General features: G+C 37.0%; 24 protein-coding genes. 16 read left to right on the top strand and 8 right to left on the bottom strand.

Annotated elements, in window-relative coordinates:
- The 13 genes from KNQ18_RS16135 to KNQ18_RS16075 form a co-directional block, all read left to right on the top strand.
- The coding region (locus KNQ18_RS16135; RefSeq protein ID WP_215085597.1) for a hypothetical protein at positions 1-227 on the top strand (227 nt) is incomplete at its 5' end.
- 63 nt (positions 228-290) lie between these two features.
- The gene (locus KNQ18_RS16130) at positions 291-1,739 is read left to right on the top strand and encodes an SH3 domain-containing protein (protein ID WP_215085595.1); all 1,449 of its coding nucleotides are present in this window, start codon (positions 291-293) and stop codon (positions 1,737-1,739) included.
- Between the two features lie 67 nt (positions 1,740-1,806).
- Positions 1,807-2,559 carry a phage tail family protein gene (locus KNQ18_RS16125; protein WP_215085593.1) on the top strand — a complete coding sequence of 251 codons (753 nt, stop codon included), beginning with the start codon at positions 1,807-1,809 and terminating at the stop codon, positions 2,557-2,559.
- Between the two features lie 15 nt (positions 2,560-2,574).
- The gene (locus KNQ18_RS16120; protein ID WP_215085591.1) at positions 2,575-6,429 is read left to right on the top strand and encodes a pyocin knob domain-containing protein; all 3,855 of its coding nucleotides are present in this window, start codon (positions 2,575-2,577) and stop codon (positions 6,427-6,429) included.
- Positions 6,430-6,445: 16 nt separating this feature from the next.
- Positions 6,446-6,814, top strand: coding sequence for a hypothetical protein (locus tag KNQ18_RS16115; RefSeq protein WP_215085589.1), 369 nt, complete (start codon positions 6,446-6,448; stop codon positions 6,812-6,814).
- Positions 6,815-6,988 (top strand): hypothetical protein, encoded by a 174-nt coding sequence (locus KNQ18_RS16110; protein ID WP_215085587.1) that lies wholly within the window; start codon positions 6,815-6,817, stop codon positions 6,986-6,988.
- The gene (locus tag KNQ18_RS16105; protein WP_215085586.1) at positions 6,989-7,132 is read left to right on the top strand and encodes a hypothetical protein; all 144 of its coding nucleotides are present in this window, start codon (positions 6,989-6,991) and stop codon (positions 7,130-7,132) included. It begins immediately after the preceding gene.
- A 1-nt stretch (position 7,133) separates the two neighbouring features.
- Positions 7,134-7,313 (top strand): hypothetical protein, encoded by a 180-nt coding sequence (locus KNQ18_RS16100; protein WP_215085584.1) that lies wholly within the window; start codon positions 7,134-7,136, stop codon positions 7,311-7,313.
- A gap of 94 nt (positions 7,314-7,407) precedes the next feature.
- Positions 7,408-11,925 carry a phage tail protein gene (locus tag KNQ18_RS16095; protein ID WP_215085582.1) on the top strand — a complete coding sequence of 1,506 codons (4,518 nt, stop codon included), beginning with the start codon at positions 7,408-7,410 and terminating at the stop codon, positions 11,923-11,925.
- Positions 11,926-12,011: 86 nt separating this feature from the next.
- Positions 12,012-12,707, top strand: a complete 696-nt coding sequence (locus KNQ18_RS16090) for a M15 family metallopeptidase (protein ID WP_215085580.1) — start codon at positions 12,012-12,014, stop codon at positions 12,705-12,707.
- A 20-nt stretch (positions 12,708-12,727) separates the two neighbouring features.
- Entirely contained in the window at positions 12,728-12,898 is a 171-nt protein-coding gene (locus KNQ18_RS16085) for an SH3 domain-containing protein (RefSeq protein WP_215085578.1), read from the top strand.
- Positions 12,899-12,980: 82 nt separating this feature from the next.
- Complete coding sequence (locus KNQ18_RS16080) at positions 12,981-13,520, top strand: phage holin family protein (RefSeq protein ID WP_215085576.1); 540 nt, start codon at positions 12,981-12,983, stop codon at positions 13,518-13,520.
- A 1-nt stretch (position 13,521) separates the two neighbouring features.
- A complete protein-coding gene (locus tag KNQ18_RS16075; protein WP_215085574.1) occupies positions 13,522-13,839 on the top strand; it encodes a hypothetical protein in 318 nt (105 codons plus the stop codon).
- 1,274 nt (positions 13,840-15,113) lie between these two features.
- On the opposite strand, the gene KNQ18_RS16070 is transcribed toward KNQ18_RS16075, so the two are convergent.
- The 5 genes from KNQ18_RS16070 to KNQ18_RS16050 form a co-directional block, all read right to left on the bottom strand.
- Complete coding sequence (locus KNQ18_RS16070) at positions 15,114-16,187, bottom strand: hypothetical protein (RefSeq protein WP_215085572.1); 1,074 nt, start codon at positions 16,185-16,187, stop codon at positions 15,114-15,116.
- A 158-nt stretch (positions 16,188-16,345) separates the two neighbouring features.
- A complete protein-coding gene (locus KNQ18_RS16065) occupies positions 16,346-17,518 on the bottom strand; it encodes a hypothetical protein (protein ID WP_215085570.1) in 1,173 nt (390 codons plus the stop codon).
- A 79-nt stretch (positions 17,519-17,597) separates the two neighbouring features.
- On the bottom strand, positions 17,598-18,782 hold the full coding sequence (locus KNQ18_RS16060; protein ID WP_215085568.1) for a hypothetical protein: 1,185 nt from the start codon (positions 18,780-18,782) through the stop codon (positions 17,598-17,600).
- A 45-nt stretch (positions 18,783-18,827) separates the two neighbouring features.
- Positions 18,828-20,024 carry a hypothetical protein gene (locus tag KNQ18_RS16055; protein ID WP_215085566.1) on the bottom strand — a complete coding sequence of 399 codons (1,197 nt, stop codon included), beginning with the start codon at positions 20,022-20,024 and terminating at the stop codon, positions 18,828-18,830.
- Positions 20,025-20,035: 11 nt separating this feature from the next.
- Positions 20,036-21,031 carry a helix-turn-helix domain-containing protein gene (locus KNQ18_RS16050; RefSeq protein WP_215085564.1) on the bottom strand — a complete coding sequence of 332 codons (996 nt, stop codon included), beginning with the start codon at positions 21,029-21,031 and terminating at the stop codon, positions 20,036-20,038.
- 547 nt (positions 21,032-21,578) lie between these two features.
- Here KNQ18_RS16050 and KNQ18_RS16045 point away from each other — a divergent pair.
- The 3 genes from KNQ18_RS16045 (at position 21,579) to KNQ18_RS16035 (ending at position 24,442) form a co-directional block, all read left to right on the top strand.
- A complete protein-coding gene (locus tag KNQ18_RS16045; protein ID WP_215085562.1) occupies positions 21,579-22,898 on the top strand; it encodes a recombinase family protein in 1,320 nt (439 codons plus the stop codon).
- Between the two features lie 190 nt (positions 22,899-23,088).
- Positions 23,089-23,937, top strand: coding sequence for a ParA family protein (locus KNQ18_RS16040; protein ID WP_215085560.1), 849 nt, complete (start codon positions 23,089-23,091; stop codon positions 23,935-23,937).
- Positions 23,906-24,442, top strand: coding sequence for a hypothetical protein (locus KNQ18_RS16035; RefSeq protein WP_215085558.1), 537 nt, complete (start codon positions 23,906-23,908; stop codon positions 24,440-24,442). The genes KNQ18_RS16040 and KNQ18_RS16035 overlap by 32 nt, the downstream gene beginning before the upstream one ends.
- A 133-nt stretch (positions 24,443-24,575) precedes the next feature.
- Here KNQ18_RS16035 and KNQ18_RS16030 read toward each other — a convergent pair whose 3' ends face one another.
- The 3 genes from KNQ18_RS16030 to KNQ18_RS16020 all read right to left on the bottom strand — a co-directional run bounded on the left by KNQ18_RS16030 (position 24,576) and on the right by KNQ18_RS16020 (position 26,172).
- Positions 24,576-25,217 carry a hypothetical protein gene (locus tag KNQ18_RS16030; RefSeq protein WP_215085556.1) on the bottom strand — a complete coding sequence of 214 codons (642 nt, stop codon included), beginning with the start codon at positions 25,215-25,217 and terminating at the stop codon, positions 24,576-24,578.
- 308 nt (positions 25,218-25,525) lie between these two features.
- A complete protein-coding gene (locus KNQ18_RS16025) occupies positions 25,526-25,828 on the bottom strand; it encodes a type II toxin-antitoxin system RelE/ParE family toxin (RefSeq protein WP_215085601.1) in 303 nt (100 codons plus the stop codon).
- Between the two features lie 5 nt (positions 25,829-25,833).
- Complete coding sequence (locus tag KNQ18_RS16020; RefSeq protein ID WP_215085554.1) at positions 25,834-26,172, bottom strand: hypothetical protein; 339 nt, start codon at positions 26,170-26,172, stop codon at positions 25,834-25,836.
- Positions 26,173-26,236 lie beyond the last annotated feature (64 nt).

The raw sequence follows: 26,236 nt of genomic DNA, 5'->3' as shown, positions 1-26,236 counted from the left end.
ACTATTTGTATGACCGCAATCGTGATAAGCAACGTGAAGCTCTTGAAGATGAGCGTGATGCTTATAACAAGAACATGGACGAGAAAAAAGAAAAAGAAGATAAGGCATTCGAAGATTACGAGAAACGACTTGAGAAACGCCGCGAAGCGGAAGAAAAGCTTTACGAAGAAATGAAAGAACAGCTTAACAAATCATATGATGAGTTGTTAAATGACGAAAGAAAATGAAGTGCAATCCGTGATCAGCTTATGAAAGGTCATTACGACAATGCTGAAAAGATGGCGAAAGATATGCTCAATGGAACTTCGAAGTACTTCCAGAATGTACTTGATAACTCAGGGGAAACCTTCAAAGGAATCGTTGGAGATATGGCAACACTTTACGATGAAACTGATTTGAAGACAATCACGATGTCGGATCACTTAAAGAAAGCTCTTGATAAATTGGCTGCTGATGGTTCTACTGCTTATGATCTTTTAGGTAAATCAATTGAGCAAAACATCATCACCAAGTTAAAAGAAGTTCTCGACTTAATGAAGCGAATGAATGACGAGAGCCACAACGTCACCCCTCCTACTCCTTCTGCTGGTGATGACAAATCGAATAACCTTGAAGAAGGCGGATATAAGATGTTCGCTAAGCAAGCGAAAAACGGAAAAGGAATCACAGTTCGAAGCTCTGTAAACGGTAAAGCCATTGGATCTCTGATAAATGGACGCGAGTACGAAGTCATCCGTAAAACAGATTCTCATACTCAAATTAAGCTTGGAAACGGCAAGATTGGTTGGGTTAAGAACAGCGAGCTAGAAACATCTAAAGTTCCGACGAAATATGGAGCAGGGTTCGATACGAAACACCAAGAAAAAATCTTAGCACTCCGAAAAGTGGTAGATGATTTCCAAAAGAATTACAAGTACAACACGAAAGAGTCAAAAGCTAGATTGGCTGAAATCAAGAAAAAAACTGGTCAGAAGAGTTATGATCTGTACTTGAAAGCAATGAAGGATAAAGAGCAATACGTTGACAAGCGTGAGGCAGATATTCTGAAGAAGTACCGCACCGACTATGAAAAAGCTACGACAGATGCTCAACGAAAAAAGGCTGCAGATACGTTCACTAAGTCATTAGCAGACTTAAAAGCAAAAGCGAGTGCTGGGAAGGCAGAGTTAGATGCGCTTTATAAAGATTTAACGAACAAAACAAAAGATACGAAGAAAGGTACGTCAAAAGCAAAAGAAGACGTCACCTTACGGAAAGATCCTTATTACACTGGATCCAATGGAATTAAAACGATTAAAAAAGGTACGAAGATGAAGATTCTAGGCGATAAAGGCTCGTACTACCAAGTCGATGTCGGCGGAAAAAAAGGATACGTCGTTAAGAGCAAAATCGCCAAGTTCAAAACGGGTGGTATGACTCCAGCGAATATACCTGAATCCGGAGCAATGGCTATCCTTCACAAGAAGGAGTTAGTCTTGACTGAACAACAGACGGCCAACTTGCTCAATACAATCAAGCAGACGGATGCAATGATGAAACCGATGAAAGCATTGTGGAAGATGATGAACGGTGTCAAAACAGCGCCGACAATTGCTCAACGTCGTGATGATGGTGTCATGATTGAGAATATCCACTTGGACTTCTCGAACAACCAAATCAAAGACGGCAAGCAAGGAGCAAGAGAGTTTGCAAAAGAACTCGTCAACCTCCAGCAAAACAAGTTCAACAAGCGTTTCTGAGAGTGAGGGTCTTCCCTCCTCTCTTTTTTTTACGATAAAAAGATAATTTTAGACGGTGGTGAATTACATGAAACACTTCTTAGGATTTACATATGACGGTATTCCTTCGATGCATTACGGGATTACACAAGTCAACGTAGGCAGCGGTCTCTATGACGACACGCTGATGTCAGCGACGACGATTGAATCCGATACAGTCAAAGGTCGAGATGTGAGTTTCTTCAAAAGTATTACGAAAGAAAACATCAAGATTACGATGTCGATCTATATGGAGCGCGGTGTCGATGAACGACAGCTTGATATCGTCCGCGCATGGTTCGATGTCGATTACTATAGGCCGTTCTACTTTGATGAGCGCCCTGACCGTCTCGTCTTCGCCATGATTGAAGGAGAAGTTAAAATTCGACACGATGGCTACCAGGGATATCTAGAAGTCACCTTAACCACTAACTCCCCCTACTGGTGGAGTCCAATTCACGCTCTTGATTTTAAAGGTGCGACCACTTTCAACTTCACCAATACAGGAACAAAATCACTTTTTCCTATGATCGAGATTACAGCCAAAGGCGATATTTCGAGTGGTAGCCCAGTAAAGGTGATCAATGTCCGTACAGGTCAAAGTTTAGAAGTCACCTTGATGGCCTCTGGAGAAGTGTTAACTATTGATTGTTTGTATAAAAGTCTTCAATCATCACTTCCAGAGACCTATCGATACGATGTATGCAATGAAAAATACATAGAAATCGAAACTGGTGTCTCCCCTATTCAATTAGTCGGGAACGCCAGTTTTAAATTTAGATATCGAGAGCGATATCGCTAAAAGGGGTAATTACACATGGGTTTTGAAGTTAATAATCCGTTTATCTACCAATTGCGAGAAGGATCAATTGCTGATCCGTTCGTAGATAAAGTGGAGACAATTAAGGTCGTAGATGGACGGCTATTGTTGTCTGAGATGCCTGTTAAACAGAATGGTGTTCTAATTGATGGGCACACAGAAATCGATACGAATACACCTACTGGCACACAGTTCTACGTGGATTACACGAATGGAACTGTGTATTTTGTTTCTACAAAAAATACAACTGTCACAGCGCGATATAAGGGTCGTGGTATAGTTCAGATTCCCTCTGAGCGTGTTTATCACAAGAAAGGATCTGTCACTCGAACTCTTGATGCTATTGTTGAGACTGTTGATACATCTGCTCAGTCAGCGTTAAATGCAGCGTCTTATGCCATTCAAAAAGGTGATGAAGCAAATGCGGCTACTATTGCAGTAATAGCTCAAAATAGTACATCTAAAAAGTACGGTGACTTCGCTAAAGAACAAGGTGATTATTCTAAGGCTCAAGGCGATTATGCTAAATCAACTGCTGACTCAGTATTCAATCAGCTTAACGCCAATAGCACTGCTGCAGATACAGCACGTAAAGCTGCGACAGATGCTGACAACGCTCGTGCAGGTGTACTGAATAGTATTGCTCAAGTTACAAACCAAGGTACTCTAGCAGGTCAAGCAGCTGCTCAAGCAACGTCTCAGGCCGATTATGCTAAAGCTCAGGGAGATTACGCTAAAGCTCAAGGAGATGCGGCAAAAGCGGCTGTCGTCGGTACAATCACAAACAAAGCGGTTACCAGTGTTAAGTTAGATGACGATGTTCAAGTCGGATCTTTGAAAACTTTAAAAACAGATACTAAAACGTCAGTTACAGGGGCGTTAAATGAGGTTTTTGAAGATGTCACCAAAAGCGTTCTAGGAGGCAAAATGACAAGCACGACGCTTGCTAACTTTATAGGGAAAGTTGGTGGTTCAGTAACGGCAAATCCTCATATTGCCCGACGAACATCAGGTACTAACACGGCAACTTATTCTTCTTTACTACCACCTGCTTCTGCAGCCTTGCAGGAATTTACGACAGCGGAGAACAGCTTAATCAGTATCTTAGATGGTACGCCTCAAACAATGCAGGTCCCCTCTGGTTCGAACGCAGCAATGGCTCAACAGCAATTCTCGTTTAATTTAATCGAACAGATTCAAAGACAATATGGGATCACATTGTTTGGTACAACGACTGATAAAGTAAGCTGGTTGAAATCTAATTTATCTAAACTAACTTTCAACTGGCATGGATATGGATCTTCTCCATCTGGAAACAAAGCAAGCGCTACTGTTTGGTATCATCAATTTCAAACATATGAAGCTGCCAAGCAAGTACATAGCAATGCTAGTATCACAAGGTTAACGGTTCCCATAGTAACTAGTTCAGGTTTGTCAGCAGTTATTGACAATAACGGATTTGTTCATTTTCTTGCACATGCAGATGCTTGTGATAACGCCACATCATCCATTATTAATACTGACCATGTAGAACTTATCGTAGAGCTTAAAACTGATATTTTATCGAGCTTACCAGTTGCTACATCGACGGCTTCAGGTCTTATGAGCGCTAGTGATAAAGTGAAGTCTGATAACTCTCAATTATGGGCATTAACAAATTCATCAGGTTCAGGAAAATCTGTTGGTGGCGATTTAAATAAAGTAGTTACTTCCGGTTTTTATAATGTTCTTTCTACAGATTTAAATGGATTAGATATGTCAGGTTCTTTAATCGTATCAACGCGAGGCGCAAGTATTATTTTTCAACTGTTCCATCTTGCCACAAACATTCTCTATACTCGCGTATCTCAAGATCTAGGATCAACCTGGTCACTTTGGAGAAAATCAGTAGACACCAACCTCATTGGTAACTTCTTATTCGGGAACAAATTTGTTGATCAGACGACTGCTAATTTTGTAGGGAAAGTTACTGGCAGCAACGGAGTAAATCCACACATTGCTAAGCGAGGCGCACCTAATAGTTTGACAAATCCAGTGACAAATACTCCAATACTCTCTGAGCTAATTAACTCTTCTGAGTACGATGGGATTTCATCGCTTAATGGATCAACAACTGTTTCAGGTGGTTCGTCTACCGCATTAAATGCGATCGGACAGCAGCTTTTCTCTTACAATTTAATTGAACACGTTCAGCGGACTTATGGAACAATTCCAGGTACAACAACAGATAAAGTCACATGGTTGAAGCAAAACATCTCTAAAATGACACTAAATTGGTATGGTTATGGTTTTAGTGCTACAGGAAACAAAGCAACAATTTCAATGTGGCATAGCCAAAGTAACGCATGGTACGGAGGTATTCCAACGACCGCTGGTACGGTTAGCAAGGTTCAACGTACAGTACCAACACAAGCTGATATTAATGCGGTTATTGATTCTAATGGTTTTGTTCATTTCTTAGCTTATGCTGATCCTTCTGACGGAACGACGGGATCAGTAATTAATACGGATTATACAGAGCTTACTGTTGAGTTATCGACGGATATCCTTTCGAACCTTAGTGTTGCTACAACATCAAGCTCAGGTGCTATGAGTGCTGCAGATAAGACAGTTTTGGACAATGCGCAGAAATGGAAGTTAACTGCTGATAACGGTCGTGCCAAAGAAAACATGGTTTCTGACCTTGATACAATATCTGCTTCTGGCACAAGCTTTACAACTTCAACTACGCTCAATATGCCACCTGGTGTAACTTACGCTTTAGTAGAAACATATTTTGCAGATAGCTCAAATAACATCATTCAGCGTGCAACGAATTTAACAACAAATACTGCATTTGTTCGTACTCGTACTTCAAGTGGATGGCGCACTTGGCAAAAATCTTCTGATAACAATACGCTCGGTAACGTCCTTTTCGGCAACAAACTCGTAGACCAATCAAATGCGAATTTTGTGGGGAAGGTTGCAGGAAGTACGACGGCAAATCCGCATACTGCTGGTTATTCTGTCTCAACATCGATTATGTCTAATCCCTCAGCTACTTCTGAAGATACACAGGCACATTACAATAGTTTATCTTCAATAGACGGATCGTTGAGAATAATTTCTTCAACTTCACAGGGATCAATTTCACAAAACCGCTATACTTTTAACTTAATCGAACACGTCCAACGCACTTACGGCACTATTCCTGGTGTAACGACAGCGGATAAGGTCGCTTGGCTCAAGAGTAACCTATCAAAACTTACTTTTAACTGGTTCGGTTTTGGTTCGAGTCCTGCTGGCAACAAGGCTAATCTTGCTCAATGGTATGCCGGGAACGGTACTCCCTCATGGGGAAATGTTTCTTCTCATACTAGTGGCTCAGTATCTAAGTTGATTCAGATAGTGGGGACAATTCATATTGACCCAAGTGGTTTCGTTCACTTTCTCGCATATGCCGATGCTTCCGATGGCACTACGGCTTCCGTTATCAATACGGATTATGTCGAATTGAACGTCGAACTTTCGACAGATGTGTGGAGCTCAGCAAAACCGCAATGGGTTAATGCAACACTACAGAACTCATGGGTTGAGTTTGATGCTACTCAGACACCGAAGTATGAGTTAGGGAAAGATGGATTTGTTGAGTTGATTGGAGCAGTCAAGTCTGGAACGCTTGGCAGTACAATGATGACCTTGCCGACTGGTTATCGCCCTATCAAGCAATTTACAGGTCTACTAGCAGGTAACGATGGAAACATTTATAGAATTTCTATCTCAACTGCAGGTATCGTAACGGTTACACAAAGTGTTGGCTCTGGCGGGAACTCGTTTGTCTCTCTTGACGGCATACGATTCCCAGTGGCTTAAGAGGAGGTGAAGTATTATGAAACAAGTCTATCGAATTGATGGCGACGGGTTCTATTTAGAACCTGTCGTTTTGCATTTAGAAACAATTGAAGTTGAAGTAGAACTACCAATCCCCATCCTTGAGGAAGAAGTAGAAGGTGATATCAAGAGTGAAGATTCTCCTGTAGAAGAACAGGAATCAGAGCTAGAGACTCTTGATGAGCCACCATACGATGTACCTGAGATAGAAGAAGAACCTGGTGAGGAAACATCAGAAGAAGCTGAAGTAGAGATTCCTCAGCCGAATAAAATAATAGTTTTAGAGTATGTCTATAACGTTCCAGAGGACTGTATAGAGGTCTGTCCTCCATCGTTCTATAAAGCAAAATGGAATGGAAATGAGTGAGTGGAGGTTGGTGAAGCTCCTCCTGAATCACCTCGTAAAATCACCAACCGCGAGTTGATCGAACAGCTTCAAAAAGAGAACGAATCACTTGAAGCAGAAAATGACCAGATGCAAAATGACATGGATAACACTGTTATGGACTTAACTATGTTGATTTCGATGGGAGGGTTTTAATTGTTTACCAAAGACTCTTACATCGTGAAAGTTTGGTTAAAACAGGTTGAGGGAGGTTTATCGGTTGAAGACGTTCCAGACCTTTCTAATCTACGTGAAGTTATTAAAGATATCATTTCAAATGATCAAGGAGATGCTAAATAATATGTTTACTGAAAAATCTTACATCGTAAAAGTATGGTATACGGCTGTCTTAACTGGAACGTATAGCTATGCAGATGTGCCAGACTTATCAAACTTACGGGAACAGGTTGGCATTAAATTAACACAAACGGGTTATGACATCACTGAACCTGAAGAACCTGTTTACGAAGTACAAGCATAATCAATGAAGAACAACTGGTCGTGACCAGGAATACAAAATATTAACGAGAGACGTCCTTCGGGGCGTCTTTTTGCATATAAGGAGATAACTAGATATGTATTTTGATGCTCAACCCCCTATTGAACGGCCAGTCCTTCATTTAGCTCGACCAGACCGTAAAATCATTTCTCGCCTAAGCGAAGTACTTGATGAGACAGAAAACTTTAATGTTGGTCAGTTGACTGAGTTGACTTTCACTGTCCCACTTAAGTTTGAGACGCTTGAGGAAAACAAAGTGAATTTAAACGCTCAGAAGCTGCTCGAACGTATGTTGATTCGTTTACGTTCTGAAGGTCAGGAACGCTGGTATATCATTAGTGGCCGCAATATTGACATTGACAGTAAACGCGCCATGATCACAGCCAAATCAACTGCCTATACTCTTTCAGATATTCCGATTAAAGCTTTTTCAACTGTCGAGAACGACCACCCATATGGCTTAGATTACTCTTCTTGGACATTATCTGAAATCGTTCGTGAAACGGTAGATCGTGATGAAGATACAGTTTGGCGCTTAGGTGATGTTGATGTTGAGTTTGATTTAAAACGACGCGAGTTCACTCACGACGGGTCATTAGGTGAATTGGTTGTAGCAGTAGCCGAAAAGTTTGGTGCTGTCCCTATTTATGATGACTTAAATCTTAGAATCCACTTCAAACATCCTGATAAGATCGGTCGTAATCGCGGGTTAAAACTTACATATCAAAACTATCTCTTGTCAATGAGCAAAGATTCTAACTCGGACAGTCTTGCTACTCAATTAGCATTGTATGGATCCGAAGGTCTTACGATTCGTGAAGTAAACCCTACTGGCTCGACGTATATCGAGGACTTTAGTTACTTCCTCTATCCCTACCAGGAAGATGCAAACGGAAACGTTTTGAAAAGCAGTATGTTTATGTCTGATTCTTTAGCTGGAGCAATCGTCAAGTACTCGAAAAAGATCGAGACACTAACACCTTCGTTCCAGACTATCTTGACACAATTAGAAACACTCATGAAGGATGTCAGCAACTTAGAGACCGATCAGTCCATTCAAGATACATTGCTTGTTCAAAAACAAGAACAAATCGATATCTGGCTTGGCACGAACAATGGGGTCTCTAACGCCACTTACGAAGCTGAGAAAGCAGTCATTGTTAAAGAGATTCAGAGAATCGAGACTTTGATTCAGTCAAAGAAATCACAAATTACTGCATTAGCTGGAGAAGACTATTTCGACACAGGATATGTGGAATTAGGAAGTGCTGGCGGTCAGTTAGGATTACTAAAACAACAGTTATTGATTCGTAATAACTTCACACCTGAACAAATCAAAGAGCGTTCTTATTACGTTATTCGTAAAGAGTGGTCAAATGATTCTATTGTCGATGCTAAAGAGCTCCTGGAAGAAGGTCGGAAAGCGTTTAAGGATTACAGCAAACCGTCTCTTAACGTCAACTTAAGCGTTGTAGATTTCCTATCCTCATTAGAAGTTCCTCTTGTCCACAAACAGCTTTATCTAGGTGATACGGTTCGCACTGAGGATGATTGGGAGAATCGTATACTCGAAGGTAAGATTCTTGGCTTCACACGAAACTACTACGAGAAGTCACTGACACTTCAGATTGCTAACTTTACGAAAGAAGAAGATGGCGCTGACAAGTTCCTCAAAATGATCTATGAAGCTTCATTTGTTGCAACGGTCGTTAACGACAATAAATACAAGTGGGATTTAAGTAAAGAGAACAACGGAACACTCAACGCTATCATCAACGATAACTTTGACGCAGTGAAGAAAAAAGTCACAGGTGGAGCCGCTGGACTCACGGAGTTTTCAGCTCGCGGATTAACGAGTCGAGATTACTCAAACAACTCGAAATATCTCGTTATTCAAAATGGGATCTTAGCCCTTACAAAAGATAATGGGGTTAACTGGGGAGTAGCTATCACTCCTGATGGTATTGTAGCGGAACGAGTTATGGGGAAACTGATTGCTGGAGTCAACGTTACCATCGAAGATCAAGACGGCATCATGCGTATTCTTGGGAACAAGCTATCTATTTCGAACCGCAACAAACAAGAGGTTATCAAGCTTGGTTTGATTTCTCCTGCTGGACAAGCGGATCGATTCGGTCTCATTGTCGATAACCGGAAGAACCAAGTCGGAATCGTCGAAGATGAAGGGTTCTATATCTCTCGTTACAATGGTCAGACGATTGAAAAACTCCTATGGACGGATACAGATGGGAATCTGAACGCACAAAAAATCACGGCTACAGACATGAAAATCGTCAATGGAGATATGAAGTCAGGGGTTGTTAAGAATACGAATGGTGATAGCGTTGTTCAGTTCGGTACATTCGGTATGAAAATTGATAGCGGTTCACTCGTAATCAACGGTGGGTTGAGTGATCAAAATATCCGCTCTGCTTCAGCTTGGAGTGCCAAAGAGACACCAGAGGGCTCACAAGCTAAAGTGGACGCTGCTAAAACGCTTCTTGAAGGTCAGATTAATGAGACAAACACAGCTATCTCTGAAGTCAGCAGTGCTTTGGACACGCTTGAGACGGATATCGCTACCACATTCAAAGATGGAATCATTAACCAAGCAGAAGCCCTCTCGATTAAATCGAATATCGACATTCTTAATACTGACAAACAAGAGCTGGGTCTTGAATTTAGTAAGATATACAATAATGGTTTATTGGATTCTTCTTCTAAATCTAGTCTTAATACATCGCATGAAAACTATAAGACTGCTCACACTAATTTACTAAACAAGATTGCAGCTGTAACATCTGACAGTATTATTACGACGACAGAAAAAAATGAAATCAGCACTCTCTTCCAAACTTATCGAGATAAGATTACTGACATCAAAACGAAAATTAGTGATGCATGGAATATTGTAGCGGGTCAATCCGCTACTGCATATACGGACTCTGTGAAATCTAGTTTAACTAGCTCCATCAACACGGTTTCAGGTAATTTATCAACATTCCAGACGACAGTGACGACAACGTTTAAAGACGGTGTGATTAATGAATCTGAAGCATTATCAATCAAATCAAATTTAGATATGTTGGAGTCTAGCAAATCGAGTTTAACAAGTCAGTATAACGGGGTCTATGCGAATAACCTTTTAGTTGATCCTCAGAAAAATGCTCTGAAGACGGCTTATGACAACTTCATTGCTGCGCATAACGCAGTCGTCGTTTCGATCAATACGTCTACTTCAGATAAAGTCATTACAGATGCAGAACGAACAGATGTATCAAGCAAATTTGGGACATACCGTACACGACTCTCTGAATTAAGTACGAAGATAGATGAAGCTTGGACTTCAGTAGATAACAAGTATGCAGAAAATAAAGCCAACTCTGCTGCGACAGGTGCTTATAATAATGCTGTTTTAGCAATTGTTGACAAGATGAACGTAGAAGCTGATCTACCTACGTCTATTTCGTTCGGTACATATGGCATGAGAGCCACTACGTCAGATCCTAGTGTTTATGCTCAGTTTGATTATCGCGGTCTTTACATCAAGGGTGGAGCAATTCAGATTGAAGCAGGTTCAAATGGTCTCCGTTTGAATACCGGTGAAGGTTTGGTTTCTGAGAGCTCATTAGTCAAAGTTTCACTTAATGCTGCGGACGGAATTAAAGTAAAAAGGAAATCAGATTCAAAGGATGTATTCTCTGTTGATACAAGCGGGAAAGTAGTGCTTGAGGACATCATTGTTAAAAGTGGATCAATTCAATGGGATCAATTGACTAGTAAACCGCCAAATGCTTGGTCTGATTTGAGTGGAAAACCTACATACTTAGGTAGTGATCGAATTTCTTCTCCATTAATTCAAGGGGGAACGATTGAAGGGGCTTTGTTTAGAGCAAATGACTATACTTCTACAGCAGGTATTTCCGGCACAATGGAGTTAAATAAAAATGGTCTTAAGTATACGGCATCCGTTTCAAACAACGATGGTTTCTTCCCATATACAAAATATGAAACATATTACGACATGAGTAAGATGGAAATCAAAAGAACTAAAGACCGTTCTGATAATGACTTCACTGCACGTGAACAATCTTACACCATGGTAGAATCAGCTTTGCTCAGCATGTATCGTAAAAATAAAGATTCAAATCTTTTCACATCGCTGCTTATTAGTGTGGATGCTACTGATGGTCCAAATATTTATTCTACGCGAGACCTTGAAATTTCTGCGAACACTTTAAACATAGACGCTAAAATCCAATGCGGAGTAAACGATCTATACGCCAGAACGTTTTATCAAAACGGTATAAAAGTATCCACGGAGACAGATGTAGAAAATCGAATCGGGAACCATTATGCGAGAGGTCGTGAGACTGTTACAGTCACTTCAGCGAACCCGACTCAATATTATGATGTCTCTTTCGGTAAGACTTTCCCTGGATCACCAACTGTAGTGGCTACGCCGAATACGACTGTTCCTGGAACGACTGTTGGTGGCGTAGGTGTAACGAGTATCACCTCTACAGGATTTCGTATTTGGGTAAACCGCACTGCTCCTGGTGATGTAGCCGTCAACTGGATTGCATACTACTAATCATATAGTTTCAAACTCAAGAGGAGAGACTTCGGTCTCCCCTCTTTTTATATACAACCATTTACTTTTAAAGGGGAAAATACATAATGGCAATCACATTAAACCAATTGCTCGAGAAAGCAAACGTCCGTCTGAACAACCCTGGCATGAAGAAAATCGTCTCTGATAAGGTTCGCTATGTCATTGCTGAGATGCATAAACAAGGAGTCTACGTCGGTGTTGCGCAAGGGTATCGTTCTATCGCGGAACAAAATACATTGTATGCACAAGGTCGTACAGCTCCGGGTAACGTCGTCACAAATGCTCGTGGTGGTCAATCGAACCATAACTATGGTGTAGCAGTTGATTTCTTCTTATATGACGGAGATATCACAAAAGCAAAATGGGTCATTGATGCAGACTTCCGTAAAGTTGTTACTGAGATGAAGAAACAAGGGTTTGATTGGGGTGGAGATTGGACTTCATTCTATGATGCTCCCCACTTTGAGCTCTATGATGCTGTTCGCGGACAAAAACCATCTACTATCGATCTAGCAGTTCAAAAGGCTAAAGCTGTCGTTCAAAAAGCAAAAGTTAAGAAAGCAGTCAAGAAAGAAGCAAAAGGTCTCTATGTTGTCGTCAAAGGTGACAACCTCACGAAAATTGCAGCGAAATACAAAGTTGAAGTTCGTGACCTCATGAGATGGAATGGTCTTAAATCAGATGCACTTCAGATTGGTGACAAACTTGCCGTGAAAGCTTCGATTGTAAAAAAGCCGCACCCAGTAAAGCGAAAAAAGTAATCGCTCTCGAAGCGGTCAACATGCGTACAAAACCAGAAATGGATAAAGAAGTTGTCTATGCTGTCATGGGCAAAGGGAAAGAATTAGATTACATCTCTACGACTGCCGACAAGAACTGGTACAAAGTAAAAAACTCTGCCGGTAAAGAGTTCTATGTCTCTGCAAACTCAAAACTAACGAAACTGGGCTGATCTCCAAGAGAGATAAATTTGAAATGGAGATGATGATTTGTTAAACGAATTAAAACTTTATAGAGAAGAGGTACTTGATTACATGGCTAATGCTTGGTTAACCGTCAACCCATACTTGATATGGTTTGGCGGTATTTTTTCGTACATCTGTTTTCCAACAGAGAGCTACAAGACATATGCCATGATCACCCTCGGATTACTCATCTTAGACCTCGCAACCAAGTATTATGCTATCGCTAAAGAGTCTGGTGGATTCATGCAAGCAATCCGAACGAAAGCATTGTCTAGTCATAAAATGTGGATTGGGACACGTCGTAAGCTCCTGTCTTACATGATTGTCATCGTATTGGTAGGTTTGATTTATCGTTTCGAACAGCTTCAGGACGTCGCTGGACTGATCGGAACACTCTCATACTGTATTATGTTCCTCCGGGAAGCACAGTCCGTTCTTGAGAATATGGTACAGGCAGGACATAAAGATTTAAGCCCGTGGCTCCTCTGGACGCGTCGTAAGACGGAATCCCTCGAAGCAATGTTAGAGAATGCGGAAGAAGCACTCGCAACTAACGCAACCATCGAGGAGGTCGTAGAAGAAGTCCACGAAGAGAAAGGACAAGGATAACATGGAAAAATTTTTATTCGAATTGAGCGTAGCCTTAATGGGTACGTTTTTTGCAATTGTTGCATTAGGAGTGAAATACATTATGAGTAGTCAGAAGTTCAAAAGTTTTATAGCTGACAACGAATTACTAGCAGAAATCTTTAAATCTGTCGTCAAAGAATGCGTAGCTAAATATCCTAACTTACCTCACAAGAAGAACGAAGAAGTTATGAAAGCATACCTGAAGAAAGAAGTTCATACATATCTCGGATATAGCTTAAATGATCAGCAGCTAGATCAATTGTTTGATGCAGCTAAAATGGCGTACAAGAACCGATAAAAGGTTGATTTTATACATATAATCATATTAATAAAATCTTTATAAAAAGTATCAGTTAAAATTTTCATGAATTTCTTATAAAATTAAAAATTTCTTCCTTATTTTCAAGTAAGTATATCAAGGTTATAATAAATTTGATGGACTTATAAACCACCTATTATAAGTACATCAGATATCTGCAAAATTAAATGGAAGGGAGGGAACGTTATTATAAAAATGAGCACAAATTATATTTTATGTACAAGCTTTGGAAAAAGCCTCAATTGTAGGAAAAAATAACACTTATGGCAACTTAAAACTTAGTAAAATTTTTATGTTATTCGAATGAGTTTTTCAGTAAATTCCTTAATTAAGTAACTTATTGTTCTCTACAAGCATTTTTACAATGCTAACTCCTAACCTACACTTATCTAGCAATACAAAAGGGACCTGGCCCACCTAGCCAAGGTCCCTTTTCGTATTTATCTAATGAGTTTACAAAATGTTCTTTACGCCTCCAATTCTGTTAACGGGTTGCCACCTACAGACAACCTACCTAAAATAACAGGCGTTGTTCTCTCATCAAGACCTCTCCTGATAATGTCACAATCAGAACTATAAAGCACTTTACATCTAGTTGATCACTGCAGTAGATTACTTACTTATGAAATGGAACAGGATTTCCCAAAACAAAAGATTTCCTGATTGCTTTCCAAGCTCATACATAAATCCATTCATGAATGAACCAATCATACTTTGATTACGCCTTTGTTTCTTTTCTTTCTCTAGCTCTTTCCTTTTTACTCTACTTAATCCCTTATTGTTCTCTATGCTCACGGAGCATCTCCCTTTCGTTTTAAAAAATCAAAACTGGAGACGTCGCCTAATTCAATTCTACTATTTTTTACATAATTTAAATACTTTTTTCAAACGAATACCATAATTTTTATTTCTCTAACTAATATTTTATGATTTGGGATTTTTAAAATAAAATCAGATTATAACTAATATTAAATTTATTTATTCCGTGATTTAGAATTAGAAAAATCTATTTAAAATAAAAGATTAGGTACATTGATTTGTCTTTTTGTTTCTCTACTTAAGTTTTTTAAAATATGAAATCATGCTTCAAGTATTCCTATATAAAGAAACTTACAAATATTTTTAGTTACAGTGTGAAAGCTTTTCATTTAGAGAATTATTCGAAGCAGTAAAGGATGTTTATAAGAAACTATAAATATAAAATATTAATTTTAAAACATACAAAAACGATCCTATTAAATTAAGATCGTTTTCTACGTTTTAGATTTTATTTCTGGTTCAATTAAATTTGCTTCGAGATAGATAACAAATTCGTCTCCTTTTAATATAGTGGCGTTTTCATTAACTGCTACATTATAAGTTAATCTATTTTTTTTATCTGAAGTGTATTCCCCTGATCGAATAAGACTCTCATCGTAAAATGATAAGTTAATAATCCCTACTGGTTTAATCAAATTTGCTTCAATTATAGATGAGACAGAAGAAGCGACAATATTATGCATTTCTTTATTTTTTTGTTGATTTCTTAAAATATTCATTATTGCATAATGCTTTGAAAGAATTATAAATTCGTTTGGAATTGGCACTTTGCAAGTTCCATTTGATTCCAAAAAATTATAGTTTGTAAAAATATTTTTTTCAGGAAATATTATATTGTTTTTCAACGAACTTTCTATAAAATTTTTTTCAATATCTTCCCACTCGACGTTGATACTACTCATAAAGTTAGCTAAATGATTATCAGTTATAACTATCTCAAAGAAATCTTTATATTTTTTAACATTCATTTGATAAGAAGGTACATTCTTTGGTGGTATTAGATTATTTTTAGGCGGATTAATATTATAGTCATCAAACTGGTATTTATTTTCGAAAATAAATTCATAATTTAAATTTACACAGGACCCCTTTCCAACATTCTTTATCTCTATTTCATTTGCTATAGAAGAACGTTCGTATTTTAAAGAATTTAAATTACTAACAAAAGCTTTAACATGTCGTTTGAAATCCTTTTCGAAATAAGCTTTATCTGATTCATAATTTAATTGTCCAATAAAATCATCATCATCTACTTCTTCGATGATTGTTTTAACAGGGAATTTATATTGTACTTTTTCTTTATATAGTGGTGCATTGTAAGGAAATGTTTCTATTAGTGAAAGTATAATAGGATGAGCAGACTGTTCTCTTAAATCTTTTTCTTTAGTAACACGAATAGATTCGGTAGCAATTCGTACAGATTCAGCAGAGAGCTTAGCAGACTTCGTTGAATTTACTACTGCTCTTATACCTACATAAGCTGCAATAACACTAAATAAAAATTTCATACACTCAAAGAAAAAATTCATATCACCTTTAGATAAATTATAAATAATGATCGCTCCTAGTAAAAAAACAGAAGCTAATATCAATATAAACTTTGTTAAATCTTTAGACGGTTCTTGTATGATAGCTCCCCCTCAATTTAGAGTATTTTGAACCGATTCTACTTAACGGTAGACCGTTTTTTTGTTTTAGATGGTGTTTCTATTAAAGGAACAGGTATTATTTCAATATAAAAATTTATCTTTTGATCTTCCGAAATAATTGATTCATTTTTAATAGATAAATCAAACTGTACTTCTTTTTTGTGTAAGTTTTTATAATATTTTTCTCTTACCATTTCTTCATCGTAATATTTTATAGATAATCTTCCTAATGGTTTAATAATGTTAGACGAAATTAAATGCTGAACATTCGGGAGCACTGTAAATGGTATTTTATTTTCTTCATATAATTTTTTATAGCGATATACAAGTGCGTAATGTTTACAAAGGATCATATATTCATTTGGAATGGCGAATTCAATCTCATTATGAGGATTAACAAAATCAATATATTTAGTTTTTCTTTCATCTTTAAATTCCAAATCAATCTCTGGAAAAAGTATTTTTTCATGATTTTCCGAATTAAAAAGCTGTTGATAGTTTCTTACAAAGTTATCAGCGACATTGATAACATAAATGCTACCACTATTTATTATACTCAAATCATAATAAGGATAAGACCCTTCTCCAAAATATGTGGAGTTGACTTCATCTGAAGTGGCCTGATAGTTCGCGAAATCTTTTAAATTTAAAAATTCAAAAGAAATTTCTAAATTTACTCCAGCTCCTTTACCTATATTAAGTATTCTCATATGATTTGATGAAATTTTTCTTTTTATTTTTTTCGAACTTAGACTTTTAACTGTTTTTTTAGCGCTCTCTTCATTAATTTTATATTTTGTTGTTTCTTCGTCATATGCGCTCTCTACTTTCTTAAAGGTTTCATGAATAATTTTTAATGGAGAATAACTAAAATCATTTTCGTACATAGGTGGGCTTAGATCAAATTGTGTTAAAGAAGAACTAAGAATCAAATGACAAGATTGTTCTCTCGATTCTTTTTTAGTAGCTAACTCCATAGACTTTACAGCTATGTCAGCAGATCGAGAAGAATTTACTACTGTTCCTATACCAACTGTAGCAGCAAAAGCAGTGAGCGCGAGTTGATAAACTTTTAGATTTTGATCAGTAAACTTCTTAAAAGGATAGCCATACCAAATAATAAAGATAACAATTGCCAAGCAAATAGGTATAACAATGTAAAGAACACTAGCTTTTCTAGTTTTATTCACGTGCTTCTCTCCTCTTAAATATTTTGTTAAATCCTTTAAAAAACGAGTCTACTTAGCGGTAGGCTCGTTTTTCTTTGCATTATACATACCTTTCGCTGACAAAATTAGTTTCTAAAAATACGTTAGAAATAATTCCATTGGAAATATTAAAACTAGTTTCTTTTAATAGTAAATCAAAAGTCAGTTCAACTTTTCGTTTTTTCCCATTATTTAGTCTAATTATCTCACCATCCATATATCTGATCACTATTTTCCCTTTAGGAATTTCTATTTTTTCATTAATATATGTATCTAGAAGATGGTGTAGGTAATTGTAATTCTTGATTTCTTTAATCGTGTCTTGATAATATTTACAAATAACATAATGCTTTACCATTATGGAGAACATCATAGGGATTGGGAATTGATGTTCTTTATTTGAAGGAAGGACATTAAGATATACTTTTTCCTCTTTTTTTATAAGATATTCTGAAACATTATCTTCCTGAAAATATGATATAGCATGATACTCTTCAGGTATTTTTAAATCTGAAACTCTAATTAAAGCATTTTTTGTAGAAATATCTTCTACTAAAATAGAGTATATAGGAACATTACTACTTAGAGAAGCGGAATACGAAGAATCAAATTTATATCGTGAAAACACATTTATATTTTCGAAAATGAACTCATATTCTAAATTTGTCGCAGTTCCTTTACCAGTATTTAGAACTGAAATGAAATTTGATATTTCATTAAAATCAAATTTGTTATTGTTTAAATTTCTTATAAATTTTTCATAATCTAAATATTGCTTATAATACTCTATATACTCTATATTAAGATGCCTATTATCTTTATTTTCTTCGACAATTTCGATAATTTCTTTATGGGACCTATAGTTTTCTCTGCTTAATAAACTCACATCAGGTGGGGATTCATCAAAATATTTTTTATACATTGGAGCTCCTAAGGGTATTTCTAATGACTCTGACAATGCTAGAAGATGGGGTGATTGCTCTCTTAGTTCTTTTTCTTTTGTAACTCGAATTGATTCTGCAGCAGCTTTGGCTGATCGAGTCGAATTTATAACAGTTCCGATACCAACGGCAACTCCTAGTATTGTGATAGCAAATTTATAAATCGTTATATCTTCTGAGTTTAAATTTAAAAGTGGCCTGGTATACCAAAGAGTTGGTGTTAGAACTAAAATAAAAGTAGGTATAACAAACCACAATACACTGGCGCTAATAATTTTTATCCACCAATCTTTAAATTTCTTCATACTACTCCCCCTTAAATTATTCTATACAATTATATAAAAACGAGTCTACTTACCGTAGGCTCGTTTTTTCTTTGTTTTCTGAGGCTCTTTTGATATTGGAGTAAATTCAAGATAAAAATGAATGTCGTCACCATTTCTATAAATAGAAGCATCTTTTATGTTAACTCTAAAGACCAATTCCTTGCGAATAGGATCTTTATTCCTTGCCCTCACATCTTCTTCGTCCATGTAGGATATTCTAATTTCCCCTAATGGAGAAATCGCCTTTCCTTCAATTAAATGTTGTATGCTTGCTTTAACATATTTTGAAATTGGCAATTTACTTTCCTGTTTTTTATATGAGCTCATAATTAAATAGTGTTTACAGAGAACCATAAATTCATTTGGTATTGGTAGATGAACATCTTTTCCAGGTTCAAGAAATGGAATATGAGTTGTTTGGTCTAAATAAACAAAGCTTACGTGTAATGTGGAATAATGTTCTATCTCGTTGCTTTCTAGTAAAACTTGATCAGCAAGATAAGAAATAGTGTGATCAACAATGATTACCCTTAAATACTCTTTGTTCTGCTCCACAAACAGGTCATATGATGGATATGTCGCTGGAGCAACAACATCATATTCTCCCTGCTTATCAGTGTCATATTGAACTGAATAGTTATCAAATTCATCTTTATTCATAAACTTGAAATTGTATTCTAAGTTTAAACATACACCTTTACCGATGTTTAATAAGTGAAGTGTGTTGAGTTTACTTTCTTCGTTTATTTGCTCCGCTTGAATACTCATTAAAGATTTTTTGAAGTTAACTACTGATTCATTATAAGACTCTAATGTTTGTTGAGGTGGATATATAACATCGGTTAATGGCTGAGCAAGGTATTTTGCAGGACTATAAATATGAGTATCCTTATACATTGGTGGACTCATTTTAGAAGAACTCAACTGTGAGCTGGCTACTAAATGAGATGACTGTTCTCTTAATTCTTTATCTTTGGTCAATTTCATTGATTCTGCAGCAATGCTAGCTGATCGTGTTGAGTTGAGAATTGTTCCGATACCAACAGAGGCAGCAATAGCTGTGACTCCTAATTGATAAATCGCCCTTTTGTCACTGATCTCCTTAGCATCTTTTGCAAAATCCAAAGCATAGTAAGCTGATAAGATAACTAAAATAGCTGAAATTGAGATGACTAGCGTTGCGAACCAATGAGTTTTAATCCAACCTTTAATTTTCTTCACACTACTCCCCCTTAAACGGCTCTGTACTGCACCGAAACGAGATCCATAACCCGATGGTACACTTCATGACGCCACACTGGTGTCCAAAGAGTAGACTTTTCCTCACACACAATATCGCAGAACTCTTTTTCCTCGATTGCTTGCAATACATCCTCATAAACAAAGTCCACGATCATAGATTTGAACTCTTCACGCAACAAATTGCCCAGAGTCTTCACAAAGTATCCTAACAGATTCTTTACTTCTCGCTGTTTCGAGACAAATACTGTCCGGCTAACAGCAGACTTCACCAATTTCAAATGTTTAAGTACATCAAAGTTACGCATGATCACAGGGAACTCCTGGATCAACATACTGACTAACGTGTTGTGCAGAGAGCGTGTCCCTGCGGTATTAAGTAATTCGACCTTCTTGCGTTCAGATAGAGCAAGCGGAAGCAATGCACGATGCAAGTCCTCATTCCCCTCGAAAGCGATTATTGGATTTTCAATTTGAACGTTCGGCGTATCGAATGTTTTAAGATCTAAAGATTTGGAAGAGCTTGAAAGAGAAGAGCTTGTTGGTGTGACATTTTGCCCGGTTTCTTGTGTGACATCTTCTGCGACATTATCCTTTATTTCACTCACCATATTTTCAGTCTTAGTCTCTTTTAGCTTTTTAACGAAGCGAACGATGTTCGACGTTTGGCGATTGTCAGACTTACGCTTTGCATGGAACACTTCGATCATGCTTAGACTAGTGAACTTCTTGTAGGCTCGGAGAACAGTTTGGCGACTGCACCCTACTTTGCTCGCAAGCGTGTTCATTGAGATATAGGCCACACCATAATGCTTTACTGCATATTGAGACAAACGGAAGAAGAGTTCTTTCTCTGTTTTGGTAAGTAGATCACCATTCAGATTTAGATGCTCCCAGTACGATTCATTTAGCTGGTCTACCGACTCGTGGTTGATGTAGGACTTGATCGTATCGTTGTCCAAAACCACGTCAATTCGCTGTTTAGCCATGACGATTCTCCTTTGAGAACAATCAAAAAGCGCGTTTCCCAAAGCTACTGGTAAGTCAGTAGAATCTTCGGAAAACACGCTTGGCTTATATATAAGTCAGGCTGCCATGCATTCTAGTCCAATTTTTTGGTCTCAGAATGTTGACTTTCACGATGGTCTCTCATAGAATAGGTGTATAAACCTATATAAGTAAAGGTCAACGTGAAGTGCGTTTCCGATAGTCTGAATATCGGGATCGTCTTACAGGATGTCGCCAAACATACCTGTAAGCCGTTGGCTTTTTTCTGTTCAGTTATTAGTTGTTGACTCTATTCTCACGTATTTGTGGATAAGTGTCAACGCTTTTTTTGTGTTGAAAAGTAAATCTGTGGATAAATCATTGATATTAAGCCATTTATCCCCTATTTTGCTATCTCTAAATAGGTATTTACAAATGAAAACGTCCTCACCTTTGATATCAAATCACTTAGGGGCAGAACAAGCTATTAAAATTTTTATGTCTTATGATATGATATATGTAAACGTGGGCATAGGGAGGATTGGATACATGAGATTTCCTGAAATCAAAGATATGAACATTGCCATTTACTTACGCAAATCACGAGCAGATCGTGAGATGGAAAACCGCAATGCAGTCTTTCGTGAGGTTGAAGATACACTAAAGAAGCATAGACGAGAATTGCTAGAGTTTGCTGATGATCATCGCTTGAATATCGTCGATGAGTTTAAGGAGGTTGTCTCCGGTGAGCACTTGTATGACCGGACAGAAATGTTAAAGCTGATGCAAGGGATGGAACAAGACAAGTATCATGGTGTCCTTGTTGTAGACTTAGATCGTCTCACCCGTGGATCTAAAGTGGATCAAGGCTTGATTGAGAACTCATTCCGTAACACGAACACACTGATCATCACTCCACATAAAGTATATGACATGAACAACGAGTCAGATTCATTCACTGTTGGCTTCAAAACGTATATGAGCCACCTGGAGCTTAACGAAACAGTAAAACGTCTCCAGATGGGACGTGTGCGCTCTACACGTGATGGACGCGATATGTCTCCTCGTCCTCCGTATGGGTACATCAAAGATATTAATAAGATCCTAACACCGAACTACCAGGAAGCGCATATCGTACAAGAGATTTTTGAACGATTTGTAGTTGATCAAGAAACCCCGAAAGAAATCGCCAAAGATTTAACAGAGAGAGGAATTCCCTCCCCTTCTGGCGGTAATGTTTGGCACGTGGTATCGATTCACCATATCTTGCGTCGAGAAAAGTATACGGGAAGCCAAGTATTCGGCAAAACTCAATCAGTACGAAACGAAGAAGGAAAGTATGTACCTAAAAAAATCTTAAACGAACAACGTTCTGTAAAATCCGAAGGAACTCATGAAGCATTGATCGACCAAGAGACATTCATGAAAGCCCAGCTCCTACTTGGTGTTAATAATAAACGACAATTAGATATTAAGTCTACTAACCCTTTTAAAGATATTTTGATTTGTTCGGAGTGTGGTAAATCTATATATGTCCACCGAAAGAAATCGCGCGGAGCATCTTACTTCTGTCGCAACAAAGATTGTTCGACGGGTCAGATATCTGAGAAAAAGCTGATGAAACGATTTGCTGAAGAAGTAATGGATAAGCTCGAGTATATCGAGACCATGAAACAATTGACAGGTAAGGATGCTAGTAAGCTTCGAGAGCGCATATTAAATTTGGTTCAAGTATTCGAATCTGATGCTAAATACTTTCAAAAAAATGAGGTTCTCAAAGACTTAGTAAGTGAAATAAAGTTTACTAAAAACCCTGAATGGCCAAGGGATTTCTTCAAAATCGAAGTGAAATTTCGTTACCAACTATAATTATATTAATAAAGATGTTAACGCTAATATTATCATTAGTGTTAACATCTTTATTTTTGTTAACATTAATGATAATATTAATAATAACAATAATGTTAACATTACTATTTTCGTTACCATCCTTTTTATAAAACTATTATAATGAAGAAAGTAGTCATGGAAACAACAAAAATGTAGAGGAGTGTGTCACATGAGCGCGCGAGTTATCGCTGTTTCTAGTAACAAAGGTGGCGTATTAAAAACTTCTGTAACAACAAATTTAGCTGGTGTATTAGCCAACAAGGGAAAACGTATCCTGATTGTCGATATGGATCCACAATCAAACGTTGCATTGACGTTCGGTATTAACCCGGATGAGTTCGATGAAAAAGTAAAACATACAATCTTTGATCTCTTAACTGCAGAGGAAGAGATTGAACCCACTACAGCTATCGTAACAGTAGACAAGAATATCGATCTTATGGCTACTAACGATGACATGATTGCATTTGAATTCACCGTGCTTGAAAACATTCAAAAATTCAGTATCGAAAAACGTTTCCTTCTATTAAAAGGAATCATTGATCCATTACGTGAATTGTATGATTTTATTTTCATCGATACACCGCCAAACTTAGGTCTTACGCAAGGTAATGTTCTCGCAGCAACCGACGGCCTGATTATTCCCTTCCAGCCCGAAACGTACAGCATGCGTTCGCTGCTAAAAAGTATTCGCGTTTTTTCAGAGTTCAAGGAAGAGATTAATGGCAACCTCGAAGTCATTGGTATTGTCCCAACTATGGTCAAAGAAAACACCATGATCCATCGAAACATCATTGTCATGCTTAGAGAATATGGTCAAATCAATGGCATAAAGATTGCGCGAAATCACATTCCAAACTCTATCCAATATGCATCAAGTGTTGGCTACGAAGAGAGACCAATTACAATAGCAAAACCAAAAGATAGATTAGCAAAAGTTTATATTGATTTAGAAAAAGAATTGAACTTATTAGGAGGATATAGACGTGGCCAAACAACCGAAAAAACTACTTTCTAACTTCGGAAGTGTAGCAAGTAATCCCGATAAAAACTTTGATATGAAAGGAAAAGAAGAAAAAATTAATGTAGAAAATGATAATGTTAACGATAATATTAACGTTAATGTTAATGATAATGTTAACAAACATGTTAATAGTAATATTAACAATAACGTTAATGATAATAAAAATGTTACGGAGTTAGATAACAAAAATAATCATGAATTAAAACATAAAAATAATAACGATTCATATCATGAAGATGATAATCAAAATGATAATGATTTAGATAGCTTAGTTGATAATATTCGAGTAAACGATCCTAAACGAAAATACAGTAAGTCCAAAACAGTTTTAGATGTCCTGGTTGATCAGAAAAAAGCTAAAAAACAGATGGCTTTTTATCTTGATCAAGACGTGACTGAAGCAATAGATCGACTCAATACACTGGGCAAAGGGCGCATCAAATCAACGTTTGTGAACGAAGTACTGCGTGAGGCATTGAAACGAGAAGGATTATTATAAAACAAAAACCGACCTATAAATATGGTCGGTTTTATTATGCCCACAATTATACGCTTATCGTGATAGATGTAAAGATGTGGGCTAATAAATTTGAGGTCAAAAGAGGAAGAAAGGAAGAAAGGTGAACTGGAAATTATTTTTTCTCTTGCAATAGTATACTAAGTTCTTGAATAAGTAGGTCTGTAGAATTCGCGATATTATAGGCAACATGATAATAGTAGAATATCTGTTCTGGAGAATAGTACTTAATAAAATTATTATACTCAATAGAAATAGATTCTAATAACGTTAGTAAAGATGACTTGATGTTTTCATTGTAATTTGAAAGAGTAATACGATTATAAAACAACAAAAGGCTTTTAATGTACAATTGATGACTTTCTAGGAATTCATCTATGATCTCAGATCTTGATATTCTAATGCTTTCGTATTTTTGTTTATTTATTTTATTAAATTTATCTTCTAATCGTTTTTTAAAATATTTTGATTGAAAATCAAACTTTTCTGATTGCAATGTATTCCAAATTACATTTGAATATATGGATTCTCCATTAGATCCGACTACTCCATGTTTAAGATTTGAAAGTTTCATAAAATACTCTTGATTATCTTTTGATAGCTCTAAAATTAATGCCAGTAGTTTATCTTTCTCACTTTGTACGTCTCTACTTTTTTCAATATTGTAAACACGGTGACTATACATTAACGCCATTCCACCTAAAAACACAGAGCTCCCAAGTTGACCAGCACCTATAACGATTTCACTAATATCCATTATGTATCTCCTTATCTTTGATGATATTTTATATAGATATACGCTATAGATGAATAAGAAGTTACATACTTAAAGTTCCTTATTACTGAGTGGCTTTTTAGTTTTATTGCTTTTCGTATTCCTTCTTCATATGTAATTCATCCGTTTCGAATCCCGGTTTAAGGTTCCTGACAATCCATTTAATATTTTTGTCAGGATGATATTGATAACTCAACTACCCCTTACTCCAGTTTAGCATCTGTAGTAGATCCCCTCATTTTGATTATTCACTAATTTACTCAAAAAAAGAGACCCTAAGGTCTCGGTAGTCATTTTAGATATCGCTTCAGTTGATCATAAAAGTTTTCTCTTGTTCCAGCTAAGATGATCAACAACGGTTCACCATCTTCGTCGTATTCAATTCGGTATGCGATTTCGTAAGATACACCGGCATCAGTAACATCGTAACAAGATAGGCCTTCAAGATCGCCTTTTTTTGCTTCTCCAATGTTCGGGTCTTCAATAAGTTCTTCTATTGCTTTTTTGAACTTACTTTTCAGAGACTTGTTGTTCTTTATAAGACTCTTGATTTCTCTTTTTGCCTTTGAGGTATAGCGGACTTCTCTCTTCAGGTTAATCAGTCCTTTTCTTCATCTTTGAACATGTCTTCAATAGATACTGGCTCAGAACCTAGAGCTTCATCGATCATACTCGATATGGCAGGACGAATCATTTTTTTACGGCGATCAAATTCTTTCAAAATATCTTCGCCCTGATATCCTTCTTTTAAAATGTCAGATAAAATTTCATGAGAGAAATCATCTGTATTAGTGTGAATAGGTTTGATCTTGATTACTCCATCCTCAAGTTCCATCATAATTTCTTTTCCGATGCCTGCAGCATCATAGATTTCTTTAGGGATAGCGAGTTGTCGCTTTACGGAGACAGAGACTTTTTTTGACTTAGTAACGGTCATTTTTATCTCTCCTTTTTAATAATATTTAGTTTTTAACTCAAAGTAAGAATTCTTACTTCTTACT

This window comes from Exiguobacterium sp. s78 (genome assembly GCF_018618985.1).
GTDB lineage: Bacteria > Bacillota > Bacilli > Exiguobacteriales > Exiguobacteriaceae > Exiguobacterium_A > Exiguobacterium_A abrahamii.
The sequence above is the reverse complement of the archived record's forward strand: the minus strand, read 5'-3'. Positions and strand labels throughout refer to the sequence as shown.

Excerpts from the sequence above, each read along its gene's own strand:
- KNQ18_RS16095 (WP_215085582.1), top strand. The coding sequence starts at position 7,408 with ATGTATTTTGATGCTCAACCCCCTATTGAACGGCCAGTCCTTCATTTA.
- KNQ18_RS16090 (WP_215085580.1), top strand. The coding sequence starts at position 12,012 with ATGGCAATCACATTAAACCAATTGCTCGAGAAAGCAAACGTCCGTCTG.
- KNQ18_RS16020 (WP_215085554.1), bottom strand. The coding sequence starts at position 26,172 with ATGACCGTTACTAAGTCAAAAAAAGTCTCTGTCTCCGTAAAGCGACAA.
- KNQ18_RS16115 (WP_215085589.1), top strand. The coding sequence starts at position 6,446 with ATGAAACAAGTCTATCGAATTGATGGCGACGGGTTCTATTTAGAACCT.
- KNQ18_RS16080 (WP_215085576.1), top strand. The coding sequence starts at position 12,981 with ATGGCTAATGCTTGGTTAACCGTCAACCCATACTTGATATGGTTTGGC.
- KNQ18_RS16070 (WP_215085572.1), bottom strand. The coding sequence starts at position 16,187 with ATGAAATTTTTATTTAGTGTTATTGCAGCTTATGTAGGTATAAGAGCA.
- KNQ18_RS16030 (WP_215085556.1), bottom strand. The coding sequence starts at position 25,217 with ATGGATATTAGTGAAATCGTTATAGGTGCTGGTCAACTTGGGAGCTCT.
- KNQ18_RS16060 (WP_215085568.1), bottom strand. The coding sequence starts at position 18,782 with ATGAAGAAATTTAAAGATTGGTGGATAAAAATTATTAGCGCCAGTGTA.
- KNQ18_RS16130 (WP_215085595.1), top strand. The coding sequence starts at position 291 with ATGCTCAATGGAACTTCGAAGTACTTCCAGAATGTACTTGATAACTCA.
- KNQ18_RS16050 (WP_215085564.1), bottom strand. The coding sequence starts at position 21,031 with ATGGCTAAACAGCGAATTGACGTGGTTTTGGACAACGATACGATCAAG.
- KNQ18_RS16085 (WP_215085578.1), top strand. The coding sequence starts at position 12,728 with ATGCGTACAAAACCAGAAATGGATAAAGAAGTTGTCTATGCTGTCATG.
- KNQ18_RS16075 (WP_215085574.1), top strand. The coding sequence starts at position 13,522 with ATGGAAAAATTTTTATTCGAATTGAGCGTAGCCTTAATGGGTACGTTT.
- KNQ18_RS16125 (WP_215085593.1), top strand. The coding sequence starts at position 1,807 with ATGAAACACTTCTTAGGATTTACATATGACGGTATTCCTTCGATGCAT.
- KNQ18_RS16040 (WP_215085560.1), top strand. The coding sequence starts at position 23,089 with ATGAGCGCGCGAGTTATCGCTGTTTCTAGTAACAAAGGTGGCGTATTA.
- KNQ18_RS16100 (WP_215085584.1), top strand. The coding sequence starts at position 7,134 with ATGTTTACTGAAAAATCTTACATCGTAAAAGTATGGTATACGGCTGTC.
- KNQ18_RS16045 (WP_215085562.1), top strand. The coding sequence starts at position 21,579 with ATGAGATTTCCTGAAATCAAAGATATGAACATTGCCATTTACTTACGC.
- KNQ18_RS16120 (WP_215085591.1), top strand. The coding sequence starts at position 2,575 with ATGGGTTTTGAAGTTAATAATCCGTTTATCTACCAATTGCGAGAAGGA.